The sequence below is a fragment of the Sphingopyxis sp. genome (assembly GCF_035944815.1).
Lineage (GTDB): Bacteria > Pseudomonadota > Alphaproteobacteria > Sphingomonadales > Sphingomonadaceae > Sphingopyxis.
Map to the genome: position 1 here is coordinate 316,595 of NZ_DASZAU010000004.1, position 22,691 is coordinate 339,285.

19 protein-coding genes are annotated in these 22,691 nt (G+C 64.5%); all 19 read left to right on the top strand.

The window, feature by feature from the left end; all coding sequences use genetic code 11:
• The first annotated feature begins 44 nt into the window (after positions 1-44).
• On the top strand, positions 45-1,148 hold the full coding sequence (gene coxB / locus VGU00_RS06805; RefSeq protein ID WP_327466802.1) for a cytochrome c oxidase subunit II: 1,104 nt from the start codon (positions 45-47) through the stop codon (positions 1,146-1,148).
• 15 nt (positions 1,149-1,163) lie between these two features.
• Positions 1,164-2,837, top strand: a complete 1,674-nt coding sequence (gene ctaD / locus VGU00_RS06810) for a cytochrome c oxidase subunit I (protein WP_327466804.1) — start codon at positions 1,164-1,166, stop codon at positions 2,835-2,837.
• 44 nt (positions 2,838-2,881) lie between these two features.
• Positions 2,882-3,808, top strand: coding sequence for a heme o synthase (locus tag VGU00_RS06815; RefSeq protein ID WP_327466806.1), 927 nt, complete (start codon positions 2,882-2,884; stop codon positions 3,806-3,808).
• Positions 3,805-3,954 (top strand): hypothetical protein, encoded by a 150-nt coding sequence (locus tag VGU00_RS06820; protein WP_327466808.1) that lies wholly within the window; start codon positions 3,805-3,807, stop codon positions 3,952-3,954. The genes VGU00_RS06815 and VGU00_RS06820 overlap by 4 nt, the downstream gene beginning before the upstream one ends.
• Positions 3,951-4,526, top strand: coding sequence for a cytochrome c oxidase assembly protein (locus VGU00_RS06825; protein ID WP_327466810.1), 576 nt, complete (start codon positions 3,951-3,953; stop codon positions 4,524-4,526). The genes VGU00_RS06820 and VGU00_RS06825 overlap by 4 nt, the downstream gene beginning before the upstream one ends.
• An 82-nt stretch (positions 4,527-4,608) precedes the next feature.
• The gene (locus VGU00_RS06830; RefSeq protein WP_327466812.1) at positions 4,609-5,484 is read left to right on the top strand and encodes a cytochrome c oxidase subunit 3; all 876 of its coding nucleotides are present in this window, start codon (positions 4,609-4,611) and stop codon (positions 5,482-5,484) included.
• A complete protein-coding gene (locus VGU00_RS06835) occupies positions 5,444-5,878 on the top strand; it encodes a DUF983 domain-containing protein (protein WP_414713508.1) in 435 nt (144 codons plus the stop codon). Before VGU00_RS06830 ends, VGU00_RS06835 begins: the two co-directional genes overlap by 41 nt.
• Positions 5,871-6,515 carry an SURF1 family protein gene (locus VGU00_RS06840; protein ID WP_327466814.1) on the top strand — a complete coding sequence of 215 codons (645 nt, stop codon included), beginning with the start codon at positions 5,871-5,873 and terminating at the stop codon, positions 6,513-6,515. The genes VGU00_RS06835 and VGU00_RS06840 overlap by 8 nt, the downstream gene beginning before the upstream one ends.
• A gap of 28 nt (positions 6,516-6,543) precedes the next feature.
• Complete coding sequence (gene thrC, locus VGU00_RS06845; protein ID WP_327466816.1) at positions 6,544-7,941, top strand: threonine synthase; 1,398 nt, start codon at positions 6,544-6,546, stop codon at positions 7,939-7,941.
• Positions 7,934-8,824, top strand: a complete 891-nt coding sequence (locus VGU00_RS06850) for a class I SAM-dependent methyltransferase (protein WP_327466818.1) — start codon at positions 7,934-7,936, stop codon at positions 8,822-8,824. The genes thrC and VGU00_RS06850 overlap by 8 nt, the downstream gene beginning before the upstream one ends.
• Positions 8,825-8,998: 174 nt before the next feature.
• Positions 8,999-11,995 carry a TonB-dependent receptor gene (locus VGU00_RS06855; RefSeq protein ID WP_327466820.1) on the top strand — a complete coding sequence of 999 codons (2,997 nt, stop codon included), beginning with the start codon at positions 8,999-9,001 and terminating at the stop codon, positions 11,993-11,995.
• 103 nt (positions 11,996-12,098) lie between these two features.
• Entirely contained in the window at positions 12,099-13,646 is a 1,548-nt protein-coding gene (locus tag VGU00_RS06860) for a tryptophan halogenase family protein (RefSeq protein ID WP_327466822.1), read from the top strand.
• Complete coding sequence (locus VGU00_RS06865) at positions 13,646-14,368, top strand: SapC family protein (RefSeq protein ID WP_327466824.1); 723 nt, start codon at positions 13,646-13,648, stop codon at positions 14,366-14,368. Before VGU00_RS06860 ends, VGU00_RS06865 begins: the two co-directional genes overlap by 1 nt.
• The gene (locus VGU00_RS06870; RefSeq protein WP_414713509.1) at positions 14,361-15,392 is read left to right on the top strand and encodes a cupin-like domain-containing protein; all 1,032 of its coding nucleotides are present in this window, start codon (positions 14,361-14,363) and stop codon (positions 15,390-15,392) included. The genes VGU00_RS06865 and VGU00_RS06870 overlap by 8 nt, the downstream gene beginning before the upstream one ends.
• Complete coding sequence (locus VGU00_RS06875; RefSeq protein ID WP_327466826.1) at positions 15,389-16,888, top strand: tryptophan halogenase family protein; 1,500 nt, start codon at positions 15,389-15,391, stop codon at positions 16,886-16,888. The genes VGU00_RS06870 and VGU00_RS06875 overlap by 4 nt, the downstream gene beginning before the upstream one ends.
• Positions 16,885-17,829, top strand: a complete 945-nt coding sequence (locus VGU00_RS06880; RefSeq protein ID WP_327466828.1) for a glycoside hydrolase family 16 protein — start codon at positions 16,885-16,887, stop codon at positions 17,827-17,829. The genes VGU00_RS06875 and VGU00_RS06880 overlap by 4 nt, the downstream gene beginning before the upstream one ends.
• Positions 17,829-18,893, top strand: a complete 1,065-nt coding sequence (locus VGU00_RS06885; RefSeq protein ID WP_327466830.1) for a LacI family DNA-binding transcriptional regulator — start codon at positions 17,829-17,831, stop codon at positions 18,891-18,893. Before VGU00_RS06880 ends, VGU00_RS06885 begins: the two co-directional genes overlap by 1 nt.
• Positions 18,886-20,082, top strand: coding sequence for an MFS transporter (locus tag VGU00_RS06890; RefSeq protein ID WP_327466832.1), 1,197 nt, complete (start codon positions 18,886-18,888; stop codon positions 20,080-20,082). Before VGU00_RS06885 ends, VGU00_RS06890 begins: the two co-directional genes overlap by 8 nt.
• An 86-nt stretch (positions 20,083-20,168) precedes the next feature.
• Positions 20,169-22,652, top strand: coding sequence for a glycoside hydrolase family 3 protein (locus VGU00_RS06895; RefSeq protein ID WP_327466834.1), 2,484 nt, complete (start codon positions 20,169-20,171; stop codon positions 22,650-22,652).
• The last annotated feature ends 39 nt before the right edge of the window (positions 22,653-22,691 follow it).

Here is a 22,691-nt window from a genome sequence, read left to right on the forward strand (position 1 = left end):
TGGGGCATCGATAAGAACAACAGGCAACGGGCGGCACTATCCTTATGAAGAGCTTGAAAACCCTTGTAATTGCGGCGGCTTTGTCGCTCGGCGCGGTGGGCGCCGGCCATGCGCAGGCACCGGCTGCGGCTCCGGCCGAAGCCCCCGCCGCAACGGCTCCGGCGAATCCGGCTCCGGCCGCCGCCGATGCGGCTGCTCCGGCGGCAGCGCCGGTGGCGACCACCGCCGCAGCGCCGGCGGGCGATGCGACCTATGTCCCGATGAAGCCGACCCCCGGGGTCGGTCAGCCGGTCGACGCGGGCATCGATTTCCAGCCGCAGGTCAGCCCGGTCGGCGAACAGGCTTACTGGTTCAACCATGTGATCCTGCTGCCCGTCATCACGGTGATCACGCTGATCGTCCTCGGCCTCCTGCTCTGGGTGGTGTTCCGCTTCCGCGCAAAGGCGAACCCGGTGCCGTCGAAGACGACGCACAACACCTTCATCGAAATCATCTGGACCGCCATTCCGGTGCTGATCCTCGCGGTGATCGCGGTGCCGTCGATCCGGCTTCTGGCCCAGCAATATGAGCCGCCGAAGAAGGATGCGCTGACGATCAAGGTCACGGGCTACCAGTGGTACTGGGGCTATGCCTATCCCGACCAGGGCATTGGCGAATATGTCTCGAAGATCCTGCCCGAGAAGGATGCCGTCGCACGCGGCGAACCCTATCACCTTGCGGTCGACAACCGCATGGTCGTTCCCGTCGGCCGTCAGGTGAAGTTGATCATCACCGGCGCCGACGTGATCCACAGCTTCGCGGTTCCGGCCTTCTGGACCAAGATGGACGCGGTCCCCGGCCGTGCCAACGAAACGACGTTCACCGCGAACAAGGTCGGCGTCTATTACGGCCAGTGCTCGGAACTTTGCGGCGTCGATCATGGCTATATGCCGATCGCCGTCGAAGTTCTCCCGGTCGACAAGTGGGAAGCCTGGGTCCGCTCGAAGGGCGGAAACCCGAAGGGCCCCGAGGCCGCCGCGCCTGCCGCAGCTGCTCCGGCACCTGCCGCCGCCGCTTCTGCTGCCGCACCCGCTGCGACGCCGGCCGCCGCCACGACCGAAGCTGCACCGGCAGCGGCGCCCGCCGCCGCGCCGGCCGCCAAGAATTAACAAGGGGTCCGACAGATGACCGATATCGCAGCGACTGCACCCGCGCACGGCCACGACCATGCGCACGATCATGACCATGATCACGACACGCCCGGCTTCTTTGTCCGCTGGTTCATGTCGACGAACCACAAGGACATCGGCACCCTCTACCTGATCTTCGCGATCGTCGCCGGCATCGTCGGCGGCGCGCTTTCGGGCATGATGCGCCTCGAACTCGCGCATCCCGGCATCCAGTATCTGGGCAGCTGGGCGCAGGCGCTCGGTGGTGCGCAGGATCTGACGGCCGCCAAGCATTTCTGGAACGTGATGATCACCGCGCACGGCCTGATCATGGTGTTCTTCATGGTCATGCCCGCGATGATCGGTGGCTTCGGCAACTGGTTCGTCCCGCTGATGATCGGCGCGCCCGACATGGCGTTCCCGCGCATGAACAACATCTCCTTCTGGCTGACGGCAGTTGCGTTCGTCATGCTGATGGGCTCGCTGTTCGTTCCGGGCGGCAGCGGCAACGGCGCCGGCACCGGTTGGACGGTCTATGCTCCGCTGTCGACCAGCGGGTCGGTCGGCCCGGCGGTCGACATGGCGATTTTCTCGCTCCACCTCGCGGGCGCGGCATCGATCCTTGGTGCGATCAACTTCATCACCACCATCTTCAACATGCGCGCGCCGGGCATGACCCTGCACAAGATGCCGCTGTTCGTGTGGTCGGTGCTGGTTACCGCCTTCCTTCTGCTGCTCGCGCTGCCGGTTCTCGCCGCGGCGATCACGATGCTGCTGACCGACCGTAACTTCGGCACCACCTTCTATGATGCGGCTGGCGGCGGCGACCCCGTCCTCTATCAGCATCTCTTCTGGTTCTTCGGTCACCCCGAAGTGTACATCATGATCCTGCCGGGCTTCGGCATCGTCAGCCAGATCATCTCGACCTTCAGCCGCAAGCCGGTGTTCGGTTATCTCGGCATGGCGTACGCCATGGTCGCGATCGGCGTCGTCGGCTTCATCGTGTGGGCGCACCACATGTTCACGGTCGGCATGAGCGTGAACCTCAAGATGTACTTCACCGCGGCAACGATGGTGATCGCGGTCCCGACGGGCATCAAGATCTTCAGCTGGATCGCCACCATGTGGGGCGGTTCGATGAGCTTCAAGACCCCGATGGTCTGGTCGCTCGGCTTCATCTTCATGTTCACCGTCGGCGGCGTGACCGGCGTCGTGCTCGCCAATGGCGGCGTCGACACCAACCTGCACGACACCTATTATGTCGTCGCGCACTTCCACTATGTGCTGTCGCTGGGCGCGGTCTTCTCGCTCTTCGCCGGCTTCTATTACTGGTTCCCGAAGATGTCGGGCCGGATGTACAGCGAAGCCCTCGGCCAGCTGCATTTCTGGATCTTCTTCATCGGCGTGAACGTCATGTTCTTCCCCCAGCACTTCCTGGGTCAGCAGGGCATGCCGCGCCGTTATCCCGACTATGCGGAAGCCTATGCGCATTGGCACCTGGTCTCGTCCTACGGCTATGTGATCATGGGCGTCGGCATGCTCTTCTTCTTCGCGAACATTCTCTATTCGCTGTTCGCCGGCAAGAAGGCCGCCGACAATCCGTGGGGCGAAGGCGCGACGACGCTCGAATGGACGCTGTCGAGCCCGCCGCCGTTCCACCAGTTCAACGAACTGCCGCGTATCGCCTGATCGGTTCCGCCCCCTGCTGACATCCGGCAGGGGGCGTTTCCCTGATGGCTGGAGTGACCATGGCGCAGAGCCTGACCCACGGCGAAACGGCACTACCCGCCGATTGGCGCGACCTGTTCGCGCTGACGAAGCCGCGCGTCATGTCGCTGGTGGTGTTCACCGCGCTCTGCGGGCTGCTCGCGGCGCCGGTCAGCGTACCGCCGGTGCTGGCTTTCTCCTCGATCCTCGCGATCGCGCTGGGGGCAGGGGCTTCGGGCGCGCTCAACCAATGGTATGAGGCGGGGCTCGACGCGAAGATGAAGCGGACCGCGGGCCGACCGCTTCCCGCCGGGCGCCTCGATCCGCAGACCGCATTGCAGTTCGGCGTCGGGCTGGCGGCCTTTTCGCTGTTCCTGATGCTGTTCGCGTCGAACTGGCAGGCGACGCTGCTGTTGCTCGTCTCGATCCTTTTCTATGTCTTCGTCTACACGATGTGGCTGAAGCCGCGGACGCCGCAGAATATCGTCATCGGCGGTGCGGCGGGCGCCTTTCCGCCGCTGATCGGCTGGGTCGCGGCAACGGGTTCGATCGCGCCGCTGCCGGTGCTGCTGTTCCTGCTCATCTTCCTGTGGACGCCGCCGCATTTCTGGGCACTCGCGCTGTTCGTGCGCTCGGACTATGCCGCGGCCGGCATTCCGATGATGCCGGTGGTTGCGGGCGAGAAATCGACGCGGCGCCAGATCCTGTTTTACGCCATCATCATGGCGGCGGGTGCGATTGCGCCGTGGCCGCTCGGCTACACCGGTGCGCTCTATGGCTGGACCGCCATCGTCCTGTCGGCCGTGTTCGTGCTGCTGTCGATCCAGGTCGGCACACGCACGACGGGCGAGGGTGATCTGATGCAGCCCGAAAAGCGGCTTTTCGCCTATTCGATCGCCTATCTCTTCATTCTTTTCGGCGCCGTCGTCGCCGATCATTGGTGGCCGCTATGACCGACAAACCGACCCAAGAGCCCTTCGATGAAGCAGAATATCGCCGCCGCCAGCGCAGCCGCGCCAATCTGATGGCGTGGATGCTCGGGGCGCTCGCGATCCTCTTCTTCTTCATCACCATCGCCAAGATGCAGATATTCGCATGACGTCCTTTCCGGTCATCGGGCGCATGTCGCCGAACGCGAGGACCGCGAGCTTCGCCGCGATGATCGCGCTGGCCATGACGGGCCTCGGCTTTGCGGCGGTGCCGCTCTACGACCTTTTCTGCCGTGTCACCGGTTTCGGCGGCACGACGCAGCGTTACGATCCGGTGGCGGCGGCCGCCGAGCCGGAGGTGCTGAGCCAGACGATCTCGGTCCGCTTCGACGCCAATGTGTCGCCGAACCTGCCGTGGAAATTCTATCCCGAGCATCCGACCGATACGGTCAGCATCGGTGCGCGCGACATGGCGATCTTCATCGCCGAGAATGCTTCGGCGCACCCCGTCGTCGGGACCGCCAGCTTCAACGTCACGCCCGATCAGGCGGGCAAATATTTTACCAAGATCCAGTGCTTCTGCTTCACCCAGCAACGGCTGGAGCCGGGGCAGCAGATGCGCATGCCGGTATTGTTCTTCGTCGATCCCAAGATCATGGATGATCCCGACGCGCGCGACGTGCAGGAAATCACGCTTAGTTACACCTTCCACCCTGTAGACGAGGGTAAAAAGGCGAGCTAAGGCCGCGAACAAGAGTCTAAACAAGGGCCGGCGGACGATGGGGAATCGTCATGTCGGGGCTGCTAAAAACGGGAAACACGCCATGTCCGGTGCGAAACATCATGACTACCACCTCGTAAATCCCAGCGTCTGGCCGCTGATCGGCTCGGTCGCTGCGTGCGTGATGTTCTTCGGGCTCGTCATGACGATGCACGCCGATTATTTCGGCGGCGTCGGCAAGTGGGTCCTCGGCCTCGGCTTCATGGGCGTGATCGCCACCTTCTTCAGCTGGTGGTCGGATGTCATCAACGAAGCCCATGCCGGCGACCACACTCCGGTTGTCCAGCTCCACCTGCGCTACGGGATGATCCTGTTCATCGCGTCCGAAGTGATGTTTTTCGTCGGCTGGTTCTGGGCCTGGTTCGACTTCTCGCTCTTCCCGGTTCCGATCGAATATGCCGAAGGCGCGGTCACCTCGCTGTTCGGCCAGGACGGCGCCGCGGCGATCACCATGTGGCCGCCGAAGGGCATCGAAGTCATCGATCCCTTCTCGCTGCCGCTGCTCAATACGCTGATCCTGCTTTGCTCGGGCACTACCATCACCTGGGCGCATCATGCGCTGATCCACGGCGACCGCGAAGGCCTGAAGAAGGGCCTGTGGCTGACGATCATTCTCGGCGCGGTCTTCTCGATGATCCAGGCCTATGAATATATGCACGCGCCGTGGGGCTTCGGGCAGAGCAACTACAGCTCGGCTTTCTACATGGCGACCGGCTTCCACGGTTTCCACGTGCTCGTCGGCACGATCTTCCTGATCGTCTGCCTCGTTCGTACCTATAAGGGCCACTTCACGCCGCAGCAGCATTTCGGTTTCGAAGCCGCCGCCTGGTACTGGCACTTCGTCGACGTCGTGTGGCTGTTCCTCTTCATCATCGTCTATGTCTGGGGCGGCTGGGGCGCGCCGATCGCTGCGCACTAAATTGCCGACCGGCGATAATATTCAAAAGGGGCAGCCGCCGGTCTGGCGGGCTGCCCTTTTTGGTCTTTGCCCCGAATGCGGGGCAAAAACCTTGTTCGACGGACCGGTGAAGTTCCGCGCAACCTGCAACAACTGCGGGCTCGACTATGGCCGTTACAATGTCGGCGACGGGCCCGCGGCCTTTCTGACGCTGATCATCGGCGCGTTGCTGATCGCGATCGCGTTGACGCTCGATGCCGTGGTGCGGCCGCCCTTGTGGGTGCATGTCATCCTGTGGGTGCCGCTCACCGCCGCCGCTGTCGTCTATGGCCTGCGCGTCGGAAAGGGCGCGCTGCTGGCTAGCGAACATCAGCGTCAGGCGGCGGAAGGCCGCAAGGTGGATAAGAATGACTGAACCCGCCCAACAGCCCGCGCGGCGCTGGCCGCTGATCCCGACGATCCTCGTCCTCGTCGCGGTTGCGGTGATGATCGCGCTCGGCGTCTGGCAGCTCCAGCGCAAGAGCGAGAAGGAAGCGCTCATCGCGCTCTATCAGCGCAATATGGCGATGTCGTCGATGGTCGCCTATCCGATGGTGCCGCCGGTCGAGGACAATTTCCTCTATCGCAAGAGCAGTGTTGTCTGCCTCGAACCCGTGCGCTGGGATCCGCGCAGCGGCACCGACAGCAAGGGCAAGTCGGGCATCCGCATGATCGCCGACTGCCGGACCGGCGCCGAAGGGCCGGGCGTGCTCGTCGATGTCGGGATCGGCGACGATTTCGATCCGCCCAAATGGAGCGGCGGAACGGTGCAGGGGACGATCGTTCCGGGGCCCGAGCAGCCCACGGTGATGGAGCGCGCGATGGGCAAGGCGACGCCGGCGCGTGCGATGCTGATCGCCGATCAGCCGGTGGCGGGATTGCGTGCCAGCGCGGTGCCGTCGGCCGACGATACGCCGAACAATCACCTCGCTTATGCGTTCCAATGGTTCTTCTTCGCGATCGTGGCGTTGATTATCTATGCGCTGGCGGTCCGCCGCCGCTTGCAGCCGTGACGACGCGCCGCTAGGCGCTGTGTCCGTCATGGAATATATCAGCACCCGCGGCTCCGCGCCGACCCTCGACTTTCGTGCCGCGACGCTTGCCGGCCTTGCCAGCGATGGCGGTCTGTATGTCCCGGCGAAATGGCCGCAGATGTCGGCCGACGAAATTCGCGCGCTCGCGGGGCTCGACTATGCCGAAACCGCAGTGCGCGTCATGCGCCCCTTCGTCGCGGGCGTGCTGTCCGAGGACGAGCTGCGGACCCTGTGCCGCGCTGCCTATGGCCGCTTCAGCCACGATGCGGTGACGCCGCTCGTCCAGCTCGATCATCGCCACTGGCTGCTCGAACTGTTCCACGGCCCGACGCTCGCGTTCAAGGATGTGGCGCTGCAATTGCTCGGCCAACTGTTCGAAAAATTCCTGTCCGGCGGCGACACCGACATCACCATCGTCGGCGCGACCTCGGGCGACACCGGCTCGGCGGCGATCGAGGCGGTCGCGGGACGCGAGCATATCCGCATCTTCATGCTCCATCCCGAAGGCCGCGTCAGCGACGTCCAGCGCCGCCAGATGACGACGGTACTGGCGCCCAACGTCCATAATATCGCGATCGACGGCAGCTTCGACGACGCGCAGGCGATGGTGAAGCGGCTGTTCGGCGACGAGGAAGCGCGGAGCCAGATCACGTTGTCGGCGGTGAACAGCATCAACTGGGCGCGGTTGATGGCGCAGGTCGTCTATTATTTCTATGCCGCCGTGCGCCTCGGCGGTCCCGACCGCCCGGTTGCGTTCAGCGTTCCCACGGGCAATTTCGGTGACGTGTTCGCGGGTTATGTCGCGGCGCAGATGGGGCTGCCCGTCGCGCGGCTCGTCGTCGCGACGAACGTCAACGATATCCTCCACCGCGCGCTGACCAGCGGCGACTATAGCGCCGGTACGGTGACGCCGACCGCGACGCCCAGCATGGATATTCAGGTCAGCAGCAATTTCGAACGGCTGCTGTTCGATCTTGCCGGCCGCGACGGCGCGGCGATCACCGGCATGATGGGCGAGTTCGACCGGAACCGCGCGATGTCGATTCCGGCCGACATGCTCGGCGGCGCGCGCGACCTTTTCTCGAGCGCCAGCATCGACGGCGATACCATGTCGCTGGCTTTGCGCTGGGCGCAGGAAAAGGGCGGGCAGGTGATCGATCCGCACAGCGCGGTCGGTCTTGCCGCGGCGCGCCAGCTCGAACTCGATGCCGACATTCCGGTCGTGACCCTCGCCACCGCGCATCCGGCGAAGTTCCGCGAGGCCGTCGAGCGCGCGACGGGCGTACGCCCGCCGCTACCCGCGCGGCTCGGCAATCTTTTCGACCGCGAGGAACGTTATGCGCGCCTGCCCGGCGACTATGATGCGGTGAAGGCGTTCGTCCTTGCGGAAGCGGCGCGTGGTTGAACTTCTTCCCCTCGTCACGCTCGTCGGTGAGGCGTGGGACGATTACGGGCTCGTCGACAGCGGTAATGGGCGCAAGCTCGAACGCTATGGAAAATATCGCTTCATCCGGCCCGAGCCGCAGGCGATGTGGGCGCCCGCGTTCCCCGCCAGTGAGTGGGAAGCGGCCGACGGCGAATTCATCCCTGCATCCGACGACGATGGCGGTGGGCGCTGGTATTATAACAGACCGGTGCCGCAAGAGGGCTGGCCGCTCGGCTGGCGCGAAACGCGCTTCACCGCGTCGTGCACGCCTTTTCGCCATCTTGGATTTTTTCCCGACATGGCGCCGGTGTGGGACTGGCTGCGCGAGAAAGTCGCCGACAAGGCCGATCCGGCATTTCTGAACCTGTTCGGCTATACGGGGGTGGGCAGCCAGGCGCTGGCGGCCGCAGGCGCGTCGGTCACACATGTTGACGCATCGAAAAAATCGGTAGGGCAGGCGCGCGAGAATGCCGCGCTCGCCGGTATGGCCGACAAGCCGGTTCGCTGGATTCTCGACGATGCGGGCAAGTTCACCGCGCGCGAAGTGCGGCGCGAAAAGCGCTATGACGCGATCCTGCTCGACCCGCCGAAGTTCGGGCGCGGGCCGGGGGGCGAGCGCTGGCAGATCGAGGAGGGGCTGGCGCCCTTGCTCGCCGATTGCCGGCAGCTTCTGGATGAGGACAGCCGCGCGCTGTTCCTGACCGTCTATGCGGTGCGCATGTCGGCGCTCGCGATCGGCGAGCTTCTGGCCCAGCTTTTTGCCGATCTGCCGGGAACGGTCGAGTGCGGCGAACTGGCCGTGCGCGAAGAGGCGCGGGGATTGCTGCTTCCTACCGCAATTTTTGCGCGCTGGAGCCGCTGACGCCTTTTTGCCCGACAGGCTTTTGCTGCATACGTTTGCTGCGCAAAATTGCGCAACATTGTGACCCAAATGCTGCGCTCGGCGCGTTGACAATGAGAACGTTCCCATTTAGATAACGTTCACATAACGGGAATGCCGCCACCAAAAGAGAGCGGCTGTTTGGGAGGAATGGGGATGCGGGCGTCTCAAAAGCAGTGGCTTGCCAAATTTCTGGTCGGTACGTCGGCGCTGTCCTTGATGGGCATGGCGCAGGCGGCGGTCGCGCAGGAAGCGCCTGTCGACAGCGAAGTGAGTGGTGACGAAATTGTCGTCACCGGTATTCGTGCCAGCCTTGCAGCATCCGCCGATATCAAGCGCGAGGCACAGGGCGTCGTTGACGCGATATCCGCCGAGGATATCGGCAAATTCCCCGACACCAACCTGGCCGAATCGTTGCAGCGTATCACCGGCGTGTCGATCGACCGCCAGAACGGCGAGGGTTCGCTCGTCACGGTTCGCGGCTTTGGTCCCGAATTCAACCTCGTGACGGTCAACGGCCGCCAGATCCCGACCGCATTGATCGGCGACGGCGGCAGCGCGCCGTCGTCACGCTCGTTCGACTTCGCCAATCTTGCGTCCGAAGGTATCGCTGGCGTCGAAGTCTACAAGAGCGGCCGCGCGACGATCGAGTCGGGTGGCATCGGTTCGACGATCAACATCCGCACGCCGCGCCCGCTCGACAATCCGGGGCTGCGCGGCAGCCTGTCGGTGAAGGGCGTGTACGACACGTCGCGCAATGAAGGGAAGCCGATCACCCCCGAAATCTCGGGCATCGTCAGCACGACTTTCGCGGACGACCGGATCGGCATCATGATCGCCGGTTCGTACCAGAAGCGCAAATCGAGCACCAACACGGCGAATGTCGGCTGGCGCGACGCATATCCCGGGGCGGTGACCGCCGAAAACAACTGGGGCGAACTTGAGGAAAACCCCAACAATCCGCGTTACGGCAATATCACCAATCGCCCCGGCGACGGGGATGTCTATCAGGTGCCGCAGAACGCGTCCTACGACCTCAATGATATCAATCGCGAACGCATCAATGGCCAGGCGGTGCTGCAATTCCGTCCGAGCGACGCGTTCACCGCGACGGTCGACTATATTTATTCGCGCAACACCGTGGAAACGCGGAACAGCAATGTCGGCGTGTGGTTCAACCACGAAGATACGTCGAGCGCCTGGACCGACGGCCCCGTCGCCGGCCCGCTTTTCTACACCGAACGTTTCGCGGCGCCCACTGGTGTCCCCGGTCCGAATGCCCTCTATGGCGGCAAGGATCTGTCGTACAGCGGCGCGCTGACCGAGAACCGGGCCGAGAATAACTCGCTCGGCGTCAACCTCGAATGGAAGGGGCCGGGCGGCGTCACGTTCGAACTCGATGCCCATCATTCGACGGCGGAAGTGAACCCGGTCAACCGGTTCGGATCGAGCATGTCGCTGGGCAACGCCGTCTTTGGCGTGGCCAACCAGACGATCAATTTCGAAAACGACCTGCCAGTGATTTCCTATGGCATGCACCCCGGTATCGATCCGCTGAACCCGGCGCTGATCACTCCGACGGGCAATGCCTTCCGCAACGCCTTTTTCCGTAACTGGATCAATCAGGTGCAGCTGCGTGGCCAGTACGACCATGACGGCGGTTTCCTCGACAGCATCGATTTCGGCGTGTCCTATGTCGATAGCAAGGTGCGCTCGGCCTTCGGCACGATCCAGAACGACGATACCTGGGGCGGTGCAGGGCCGGCGTCGAGCATTCCCGACGATATCTTCTCGCTCGTCACGCTTCCCGACAAATTTCCGGGGCTGGCGCGAGACGGGATGATCCAGAGCTTTTACACGTTCGACTTCGAGCGGATGGCGGATCTGGTCGAGCAGAATTTCCAGACGTGCAGCAATCCCGCAACAGGCTCGGCACAGCCGGGGACCTGCCTTGCCAATTTCAATACCGACCGCCGCATTTCGGAAAAGACGCTCGCGCCTTATCTGCAAATCGGGACGGTGTTCGACCTGTTCCAGAACCCGGCGCATTTCCGGGCAGGCATTCGCTACGAGACGACCGATATCGCCTCAGCGGCGCTGGTGCCGGTTCCGACCACCACGCGCTGGGTCGGCGATAATGAACTGAACGTCGTCTTTTCGAACGACAGCGACTTCACGCGGTTCAAGGGATCGTATGACAATTGGCTGCCGGCGTTCGACCTCGACATATCGCCGATGCAGGACGTCAAGCTGCGTGCGTCGTACAGCCACACGATCACGCGTCCGGACTATGCCAGCATGCAGGGCGGGCGCACGATCGATACGCTGTTCCGCGTCGGCGGCGGCACGGGCGCGCAGGGCAACCCGGGCCTGATCCCCTATAAGTCGAAGAACATCGACCTGTCGGCGGAATGGTATTACGGCCGCGACAGCTATGTGTCGGTCGGCTATTTCCACAAGGATGTGAGCAACTTCATATCGTCGACGCGGGTCGATACCAATGCGTTCGGGCTGACGACGCCGATCGGCGGGCCGCGCTGGAATGCCGCGCTTGCGGCGCTCGGGCAGAACGCGACGGTTGCCGATATTCGCCAGTATATCATCACCACTTTCCCGGACACGGTGACCGGCAATATCATCAACGCCGCGCCGGGCGATCCATTGGTGAATTTCGAGATCACGACCCCGATCAACAATGACCAGAAGGCATCGATCAACGGTTGGGAGTTCGCGCTCCAGCACAGCCTGTGGGACACGGGTTTCGGCGTGATCCTGAACTATACGATCGTCAACGGCGATGCGACATATGACAATACGCAGCCGTCCTCGGTGCCGCAGTTCGCGCTAACCGGGCTGAGTGACAGTGCCAACGCCGTCGCTTACTACGACAAGAACGGGCTTCAGGCGCGTGTCGCCTGGAACTGGCGCGACGAATTCCTTGCGGGAACGGGGCCTAACCCCTTCTATACCGAGGAATATTGGCAGATCGACGCCAGTGCGAGCTATGAGTTCATTCCGGGCCTCACCGCCTTTGCCGAGGTGATCAACCTGACAGGAGAGGGTCGGCGCGGGCACCTTCGACACAAGAATAATGTCACCTTCGTGCAGCCGGGCTTTGCCCGCTACGCGGCAGGGGTCAGGTTCAGCTTCTAAAGGCTGGACCGGATCTTCGACCGGCACTGGCAGGAGAGCCGCACCTTTTCGGGGCGGCTCTTTTGCGTGACGGCGACGGACGGTTGGCATAGGATCGCCGGCAATGAATAAAGCGGTCGAGAGGATAGTCATCGTGGGCGGCGGCACCGCCGGCTGGCTGGCGGCCTGTCTTCTCGCAAGCTCACGGCACGCTGCCGCGGGCCGGATTTCGGTAACGTTGATCGAGGCGCCCGATATCCCGACGATCGGTGTCGGCGAGGGGACCTGGCCGACGATGCGCGAGACGCTGGCGACGATCGGAATCGGCGAGGGCGAATTCCTCGCCGCATGCGACGGTTCGTTCAAACAGGGGTCGCGGTTCGATGGCTGGGTGACCGGCGCGGCCGACGACCGCTACCTCCATCCCTTCACCTCGCCGCCATCGGCACCGACGGGCGAATTGCTCGCGGCCTGGCAGGCAGGGGCGCCCGATCTGTCGTTCGCGGCCGCCATGACTGCGCAGGCGCATGTCTGCGATCTCGATCTCGCGCCACGGCAAAGGTCGATGCCCGATTACCAGGGCGCGGCCAATTATGCCTATCATCTCGATGCAGGGAAGTTCGCGGCGCTCCTGTCGTCGCACGCCGTGGCGCGGCTCGGTGTCCGGCATGTTTCGGATCATGTAACCGGCGTCGAACGCGATACGAATGGCGGCATCGCGTCGGTCGCGACGCGCGCGAACGGCGATATCGGGGGCGACCTGTTCATCGATTGCAGCGGCCACGCCTCGCTGCTCATCGGCAACCACCTCGGCGTCGAATGGATCGACCGCAGCGACGTGCTGTTCAACGACCGCGCGCTGGCGGCGCAGGTGCCCGTTGCGCCGGGGAGCCCGATCGCGTCTCAGACCGTGTCGACCGCGCACGATGCGGGCTGGATCTGGGACATCGGCCTGCCCGGGCGCCGGGGAATCGGCTGCGTCTATGCCAGCCGTTTCATGGATGACGATGCGGCCGAAGCGGTGCTGCGCGACTATATCGCGCGGGTGCTCCCCGATGCGCCCGAGGTTCCGGCGCGCCGGCTGAGCTTTCCCACGGGCCATCGCGCGCGCTTCTGGGAAGGAAATTGCGTCGCCGTCGGCCTGTCGGCGGGCTTCATCGAACCGCTCGAGGCGTCGGCGATCGTGATGATCGAATTGTCGATGCGCGCGCTGATCGAAAATTTCCCCGCGCGCCGCGACACGCTGTCGATCCACGCGGGGCGCTTCAACGAACTTTTCCGCTATCGCTGGGACCGTATCGTCGAGTTCCTCAAGCTCCATTATGCGCTGAGCCGCCGCGATGGCGCCTATTGGCTGGCGCAGCGCGACCCCGCGCATTTCCCGCCGCGGCTCGCCGAATTGCTCGCGCTCTGGCGCGATCAGCCGCCTTCGGTCTGGGACTTCCCGCGTTCGAACGAGATTTTCTCGGCCGAAAGCCACCAATATATTCTCTATGGCATGGGGCACCCGGTTCCGGCCGGCATGCCTGCGAGCGAACGCGCCGCGGCGCAGCTCGCCGAAAACCGGCAGCGCGCCCGCGCGCTCGCCGCCGCGCTGCCACCCAATCGCGATTATCTCGACGCGCTGCGTCCCGATCCCGGGGTCGCGGCGGCACGACAGGAAAGAGCTTGATGAGCAGCCACGCCGTTCTCGACAACAACAGCCACCGCGACCTGCGCGTTCGCACCGATGCGGGCGCCGATCTTGGCGACGACATCATGGCGACGCTGACGGTGCCGAGCGAGTTCCGCCGCGTGCAGGCGCATTTCCCGATCCTCTTCCGCCGCGAAACGGGACGCGAGGAATTTTCGGCGCTCGCGATGTTCGGTTTCCAGAACGGCGAGAATCTGTTCCTCGAAGGTGATCGCTGGGACGCGCGGTACCGGCCGCTTTCGGTCGCGATCCAGCCTTTCCTGATCGGCCGCCCGGCAAATGGCGAGGGCCCGGGGCAGGTGCATATCGACATGGCGCATCCGCGTATCGCGGCGGCGGATCATGAGGGGATCAGGCTGTTCGACGTCGACGGCCGGGCGACACCCTATCTCGACGACATCGTCGAGCGGCTGGGCGACCTCGACGAAGGCTATCGCGAGAGTAAGGCCTTTTACGATGCACTCTTGGCCTATGAACTGCTCGAACCATTCAGCCTCGAGGTGACGCTCGACGACGGATCGATCCACTCGCTCGTGGGTTTTCACATCATCGACGAAGCGAAGCTTCGCGCGCTCGATGGCGAAGCGCTGGGTAGCCTCCATGCGGCAGGGCACCTGATGCCTATGTTCATGGCGCTCGCGTCGCTGTCGCAGCTTTCGGTGCTCGTCGCCCGCAAAAACCGGCGGCTTGCCGGTGGCTGAAGAAGGCAGTGCCTTTTACACGCGTCTGGCGCGGGTGCCGGAACGCGGATGGGATAAGGGGGCGGGGCTCGACGCGTTGCTGGAAGGCGCGCGCGAGCCCTTTGTCCTGCGCGGCCTTGTCGCCGACTGGCCGCTCGTCGCAGCGGGCCGGCGGTCTGCGCGCGACGCACGGCGCTATCTGCTCGATCATGCGCGCGAACGGCCGTTCAAGGTGTCGATCGGCCCGCCTGGCCATGACGGACGCTTGTTCTACGATGCCGAAATGGAAATGAATTTCCGGATCGGGACGGGGCGGCTCGCCGACATTTTCGGCGGCATCGATAGCGCCGAAGAGCAGGGTGAGAAGCGGACCGTCTATCTCGCCTCGATCGATATTCCTTCGCATTTCGACGGCCTCGACGAAGCGAACGGGGTCGACCTCGGCGACCGTGATCCGCTGAAAAGCATCTGGATCGGCACACGCACAAAGATCGCCGCGCACAATGATTTTCCCGACAATCTGGCGTGCTGTGCGGCGGGGCGCCGCCGCTTTACGCTGTTTCCGCCGGGTGCCTTCCGCAACCTCTATCTGGGGCCGATCGACAATACGCCGGCGGGGCGCGTCGTCAGCATGGTCGATTTCGACGCGCCCGACCTTGCCGCGCATCCGCGTTTCGTCGATGCGATGGCCGAGGCGCTGACCGTCGAGCTCGAACCCGGGGATGCGATCTTCATCCCCTCGATGTGGTGGCACCATGTCGAGGGGCTCGCAGGCTTCAACATATTGGTGAACTATTGGTGGCGCCGAACCCCCGAGTGGCTCGGCCAGCCGCAGGCGGCGCTCAACCATGCGATCCTTGCGATCCGCGACCTGCCGCCCGAGGACAAAGCGATCTGGCGCGAGCAATTCGACCATTATGTCTTCGACAACGACGCCAGCGTCACCAACCATATTCCCGAAACCGCGCGCAGCATCCTCGCCCCGCTTACATCCGAGACGGCGGGGCGGCTGCGCGCCTTCTTGCTGAGGGCTTTGAGCAAATGAGCGACAAGAAACCGGTCCAGCGCGTCGTCATCGCAGGCGGCGGCACCGCCGGCTGGATGATGGCGGCGGCAATCGCGCGCACGATGGGCGAGACGGTCGACCTGACGCTCGTCGAATCCGAACAGATCGGCACCATCGGCGTCGGGGAATCGACGATCCCGCCGCTCGTCAATTTCAACCGCATCCTCGGCATTCCCGAACCCGAATTCATGCGCGCGACGCAGGCGACCTTCAAACTCGGCATCCTGTTCGACAATTGGAAGCATGACGGCGACAGCTATTTCCACAGTTTCGGCCTGTCGGGTAAGGATCACTGGTCCGCCGGTTTCCAGCATTTCTGGCTGAACGCGCGCGAACGGGGACACGAACAGCCGTACAGCGATTATTGCCTCGAACTGGTTGCCGGGATGCAGGGCAAATTCGCGCACCTTCCCGAAGACCGCATGAATTATGCCTATCATGTCGATGCGACGCTCTACGGCCGCTTCCTGCGCAAGCTGGCCGAGGCGGACGGATGCACGCGCGTCGAAGGCAAGATCGCGCGCGTCGAACTGAACAGCGAAAGCGGCGATATCGCCGCGCTGCATCTCGATGGCGACCGGCGGATCGAAGGCGACATGTTTGTCGACTGCACCGGTTTTCGAGGGCTTTTGATCGACGGTGCGCTCCACGCGGGGTTCGAGGACTGGAGCCACTGGCTGCCCAACGACAGCGCGATCGCGGTGCAGTCGAAACATCTCGGTCCGCCAATGCCCTATACGCAGGCGATCGCGCACGACGCCGGCTGGCAATGGCGTATCCCGCTCCAGCACCGAATGGGCGCGGGGATCGTTTATTCGAGCGGCTACCTGTCTCGCGACGAAGCCTATGACCGCTTGATGAGCAGCGTCGGCGAACCGCTGATCGAACCGTTCGACATCAAGTTCAAGGGCGGCGTGCGGCGCAAGCAATGGTTCCGCAACTGCGTCGCCGTCGGGCTGGCGGGGGGCTTTGTCGAGCCGCTCGAAGCAACGACGGTCCACCTGATCCAGCGCGCGGTGCTGCGCTTCATCCGTCTGATGCCGAATGGCCGCGTCAGCGAGCGCGATGCGCAGGAATTCAACGACCAGCAGCGCACCGATATCGAGCAGATCCGCGACTTCGTCGTGCTGCATTACAAGGCGACCAATCGCCGCGACAGCCCCTTCTGGCGTCATGTTGCGACCATGCCGATCCCGGATTCGTTGGAGCAGAAAATCGAATTGTTCCGTGAAACCGGCCGCGTCTTCCGCAAGAATGAGGAATTGTTCGCGGAGAACAGCTGGGTGCAGGTGATGATGGGGCAGGGGATCGAGCCGCAAAGCTATCACCCGATCGCCGCAAAATTACGCGATGACGAGGTCGAACGCCTGTTCCAGTCGATCCGTGACAATATCGCCCAGACGGTGGCGACGCTGCCCCAGCATCAGGCCTATGTCGCCCGTTATTGCGGCGCAGAGGAACCGCAGGCCGCATGACGCGCCGCGCGGCGTTCCTGATGTTCGCGGCCGCGCTTGGCCCCGGCGATGCGGTAGCGGCGTCGCCCGCCCGCGACGGTTGGCGGCTCGTCTGGTCGGATGAGTTCGACAAACCCGCGATCGACCACAGCAAATGGGACTTCGAGGTCGATTGCTGGGGCGGCGGCAACAATGAACGCCAATGCTATACCGATCGCAATGCGGCGGTCGAGGATGGCAAGCTGGTCATCACCGCGCGTAAGGAGAAAGCGACCGGACCCGCCTTTCCACTGTCGCAGCGCGGCGAAGCGGGAAAGGCCGATGCACAGGCGACGCGCGACTTCACCTCGGCCCGCCTCGTCACGCGCGGCAAGGCGGCGTGGACCTATGGCAAGATCGAAGTGCGGGCGAAGCTGCCGCAGGGGCAGGGGACATGGCCGGCGATCTGGATGCTGCCCGAAGACAGCCGTTACGGCACATGGGCGGCGTCGGGCGAGATCGACATATTGGAAGCGGTCAACCTGGGTGTGCCGTGCGACAGCTGCGCCGGCGGCATCGAGAACCGCATTCTCGGCACGCTGCATTTCGGCGGGCCGTGGCCCGCGAACAAGCATAAGGGCGACGAGACCGCCTTGCCCGGGACGATCGACGATTTCCACATCTTCGGCATCGTCTGGCAAAAGGGCAGGATCGTCTGGACGGTCGATGGCCAACCCTATGCCGCGCGCGTCGCGGGCGACTGGTCGACGAGCGGTTCGAGCGATCCCGCCGCGCCGTTCGATCGTCCCTTTCACCTGATACTGAACCTTGCGGTCGGCGGCGGGCTGGCCGAAGGGCGCGGTCTGAAAGGCGTCGATGAACGCGGATACCCGAAAATTATGGAAGTCGACTGGGTTCGCGTCTGGCAATGTGGCGACGATGGCGTTAGCGATTGCGGCGAGACGGGGGGCCAGAAACAATAATGGGGCGTCGGCGACAGTCGGTTACGATCAAGCATGTTGCAGCCGACGCGGGCGTGTCGCTGCAGACGGTGAGCCGCGTCATCAACGACGAGCCGAACGTCCGGCCCGAGATGAAGGAACGCGTCCAGGCGTCGATCGACAAGCTCGGCTATGTGCCGTCGATCGCGGCGCAGCGGATGAGCGGGTCGCGCTCCTATCTGATCCTCGCGATCAACGACCGCGAACGCACGATCGCCGACTGGCGCGGCCGGCAGGGGGTCGACTGGGTCGACCAGATGCTGCTCGGAGGCATGCTGAAATGCGCCGAATATGGCTATCGGATGATCTTCGAGCTCGTCGACACGCATAACGACCATGTCGAACGCGAACTGCGCGCGGCGATCGCCGCCCTGCAACCCGACGGCGTCATCCTGACCCCGCCGCATTCGGACAATCCGCTGATCGTCGGCCTGCTCGACCAGCAGAAAATTCCCTTTGCGCGCATCGGGTCGCGCGGCGGCGCGGCGGGGATCGCGCTGACGATGGACGACGAAGGGTCGGGACGCCGCGCTACGCGCCACCTGATCGATCTGGGGCACGAGCGGATCGGCTTCATTCCCGGATCGCCCGAATATAGTTTGAGCCGCTGGCGCGTCGACGGGTGGGAAGCCGAAATGGTGGCCGCGAACCTGCCGACCGACGGGCTGCTGGCCGAAGGCGATTTCACCTATGCTTCGGGCGCCGCCGCCGCCCGGCACCTGCTGGGCAGCGCCAACCCGCCGACCGCGATCATTGCGAGCAGCGACCAGATGGCGCTCGCGACGCTCGAGGTCGCGCGCGAACTGGGCCTCGACGTCCCCGGCCAATTGTCGATCGTCAGTTTCGACAATACCCCGATCGTGCGCTTCACCCAGCCCGCGCTGACCGCGATCGACCAGCCGGTCGCCGAAACCGCGTCGCGCGCGGTCGAACTGATCATCGCGGCGCAGCGTGGCGCGCCGCGCCCGACCGAACCGACGCGGGTGCAGGGCGGCCTTGTCGAGCGCGGATCGACCGCCGCACCGCCCGTCGCCGTCCATGGCTGACGCCGAGCTTCCGCGCCGCCAATCCCTCGCTTTTCTCCTGCTCTACGCGCTTGCGTCGGCGGGCGGGGCGATCGCCTATGTCCCCTTCCTGACCATCTGGCTGCCCGGCCGGATGACCCAGCTCGCGGGATCGGCGGACGTGCAGACGCTGGGATATATCACCTTTTTCGGCGCGATCGCGGCGAGTGTCGGCGGCATCGCCTTCGGCTGGCTCAGCGATCGCACCGCCAATCGGCGCGGCTGGATCCTGGCCGGGCTGGTGCTGACGATCGCCTTGCTGCTGGCGGTTCCGCTGGCGCACGATATCTGGTCACTCGTCGCGATGATCGTCGCCTGGCAACTCACGCTCAACATGATGCTCGGGCCGCTGGCAGCCTGGGCGGGCGACCTTGTTCCCGACGCGCAGAAGGGGCTGCTCGGCGGGCTCCTCGCCTTTTCGCCCGCGCTGGGCGGCTGGTCGGGATGGCTTGTCACCTGGCCGGGGCTGGTGTCGGCGGATCAGCGGCTCATGGTCATCGCCTTGCTCGTCGCAAGCGCCGTGCTGCCGGTCCTGCTGTTCGGCCGTCCGCGCGCCTTCCCCGAACTGATCGCGAAGCCGCTCGTGTCTGCGGCGGTCAAGCGGCGGCTGCATCCGGCGGACCCGGCGGTCCGCATGTGGCTGGCGCGCCTGCTCGTCCAGATCGCCGAGGCGGCGCTGTTCGCCTATCTCTATTTCTGGTTCCGTTCGATCGATCCCACGATGCACGACAATGAAAAGGCGCGATTGTTCGGCATGGCGCTGACGATCGCGATCCCGATCGCGCTGGCGAGCGGCCGCTGGGCCGACCGCAACGACCGGCCGTTCCTGCCGCTCGTCGTCGCGGCCGCCGTATCGAGCCTCGGAATGGTCGGCATGGCGCTGGCGACCGGGCTCGATGCCGCAAAGGCGAGCTATCTCGTGTTCGGCATCGCGACGACGGTGTTCCTGTCGCTGCATAGTGGACAGACGCTGCGTATCCTGCCGCGGTCGGACCGGCGCGGCCGCGACCTTGGCGTCTTCAACCTCACCAACACGGTGCCGTCGCTCATCATGCCATGGCTGACGATCTCGCTCGTCCCCGGTTTCGGCTTCGATGCCCTGTTCCTGCTCCTCGCGGCGCTTTCGGCCATTGCGGTGCTGCTGCTCGCGACGATGCCGCGTCTTCGCTGATATCGGCTGAAACATTCCTTGCTTTCACCGGGCCACTATGCGAATGATTTTTGATAACGTTCACATTTAGAGGGATGGGAGAGACGATGCGCCGACAGGCAATGGGTATGGCGACTGCGCTGCTTCTGGCAGGAACCGCGACCGCGACCGCGCAAACCACCGGAACCGAGGCGGCGAAAGTCCATCCCGAACTCTGGCCGACAGCGAAAAGCCCGGCGGCGATTTCGGACGCCAAAACCGAAGCGCGGATCGATGCGCTGATAAGCAAGATGACGATCGAACAAAAGGTCGGCCAGCTGGTGCAGGCCGACATCAGCACGATCACGCCGAAGGATCTCGAAACCTATCCGCTGGGGTCGATCCTTGCGGGCGGCAACAGCGGTCCGAACGGCAATGAACGGTCGAGCGCGGCCGACTGGGCCAAGCTCGTCGGCGATTTTCGCGCCGTGTCGATGAAGCCGCAGGCGAACGGCGTCGCCATTCCGATCATCTTCGGCGTCGACGCCGTCCACGGCCATAACAATATCCCGGGCGCGACGCTGTTCCCGCACAATATCGGGCTTGGCGCGGCGCGCGATCCGGAGCTGATCCAGCGTATCGGCGCGGTGACCGCGGCCGAGATTGCGGGAAGCGGCATCGAATGGACCTTTGCACCGACGCTCGCGGTGCCGCAGGATCTGCGTTGGGGCCGCAGCTATGAAGGCTATGCGTCCGATCCGAAGCTGATCGCCGACTATGCGAAGGCGATGGTGATCGGGCTGCAGGGGCCGCTCGTCGCCGGCAAGACTGTCGGTGCGCAACATGTCGCCGCGACCGCCAAGCATTTCCTTGCCGACGGGGGGACGTTCGAGGGCAAGGATCAGGGCGACGCGCGGGTCGACGAAAAGGAACTGATCGCGAAGCACGCGATGGGCTATCCCGCCGCGATCGACGCCGGCGCGCTGACCGTGATGGCCAGCTTTTCGAGCTGGCAGGGCATCAAGCACCACGGCAACAAGGGGCTGCTGACCGACGCGCTCAAGGACAGGATGGGCTTTGCCGGCTTCGTCGTCGGCGACTGGAACGGCCATGGGCAGGTTGCGGGCTGCAGCGTCACCGATTGCGCGCAGTCGATCAACGCCGGGCTCGACATGTTCATGGCGCCCGACAGCTGGAAGGGGCTGTACGAGACGACGCTGAAACAGGCGAAGGACGGCACGATAAGCGCCGCGCGCCTCGACGACGCGGTACGGCGTATCCTCCGCGTCAAATACAAGCTCGGCCTGTTCCCCGAGGGCCATGTCGACCGCAGCGTCGTCAAGGCGATCGGAACCCCCGAACATCTCGCCGTCGCGCGCGAAGCGGTCGCCAAGTCGCTGGTCCTGCTCAAGAATAACGGCAGCGTCCTGCCGATCAAGCCCGGCGCGCGCGTGCTCGTCACCGGACCCGCCGCCGACAGCATGGCGATCCAGTCGGGCGGCTGGACGATCAGCTGGCAGGGGACCGATGTCGTGCGATCGGACTTCCCGAACGGCCAGACGATCTGGGAAGCGCTCGACAAGTCGGTCCGCGATGCGGGCGGCGTCGCGACGCTGTCCGATGGCGGGGTGTATAAGGAAAAGCCCGACGTCGCGATCGTCGTGTTCGGCGAGGCGCCCTATGCCGAATTCCAGGGCGATGTCGCGACGCTCGATTACCAGCCGACCGAGGCAACCGATCTTGCGACGCTCAAGAAGCTGAAGGCCGCCGGCATTCCGGTGGTGGCGCTGTTCCTGTCGGGGCGTCCGATGTTCACCAATCCCGAAATTAACGCCGCCGATGCGTTCGTCGCGGGCTGGTTGCCGGGGTCGCAGGGCGCCGGCGTCGCCGACGTGCTCGTTGCGGGCAAGGATGGGAAGACGGCACGCGGCTTTACCGGCACCTTGCCCTTCGCCTGGCCGGCCGACGCGCGATCGCCGGTCGAAAAGCCCCAGTTCGCCGTGGGATATGGCTTGAAATATGGCGCGAACACAACTGTCCCGCAATTGTCCGAAGAACTGGGTGTCGACATCGCAGCGGCGCTGAACGTCGAGAATTTCTTCTCGGGCGGCCGCGCGCGCGCGCCTTGGGCGCTGACGGTCACCGACACCGGCGGCGCGCGCCCGGTCGAGTCCGGCCCGGTGACGAGCCCGGGCGGGCTGCTTGCCGCGCGCTCGGTCGACGTCAAGGCGCAGGAAGACGGCAAGAGCTTCGTCTGGACCGGCCCGGCGTCGTTCCACCTTTCGGGGCCCTATGCCGACCTGACGCGCCAGCTCAACAACAGCTTCGCCCTGCGCGTCGAATGGCGCGTCGATGCGCTCGGCACCGGCCCGGTGCAGGTGGCGCTCGGCGGCAAGGCCTTCGATGTGTCGGACTGGGTCAAGGCAGCGCCGAAGGGGCAGGTGAGTTCGTTCCGCATTCCGCTGCGCTGCTTCGCCGACGCGGGCGCGAACCTGCAAAAGCTCGACTATGCGCTGAGCGTTACCGCGGACAAGGGCTTTGCCGCGACGCTGCTGAATACGAATGTGCAGGCGGTCGGCGAAAATCTGCCTTGCCCGCCCGCAGTAAAGTGACAAGACCTTAGCCGGGTTAGCCTGAGACAGGTCGGGGAG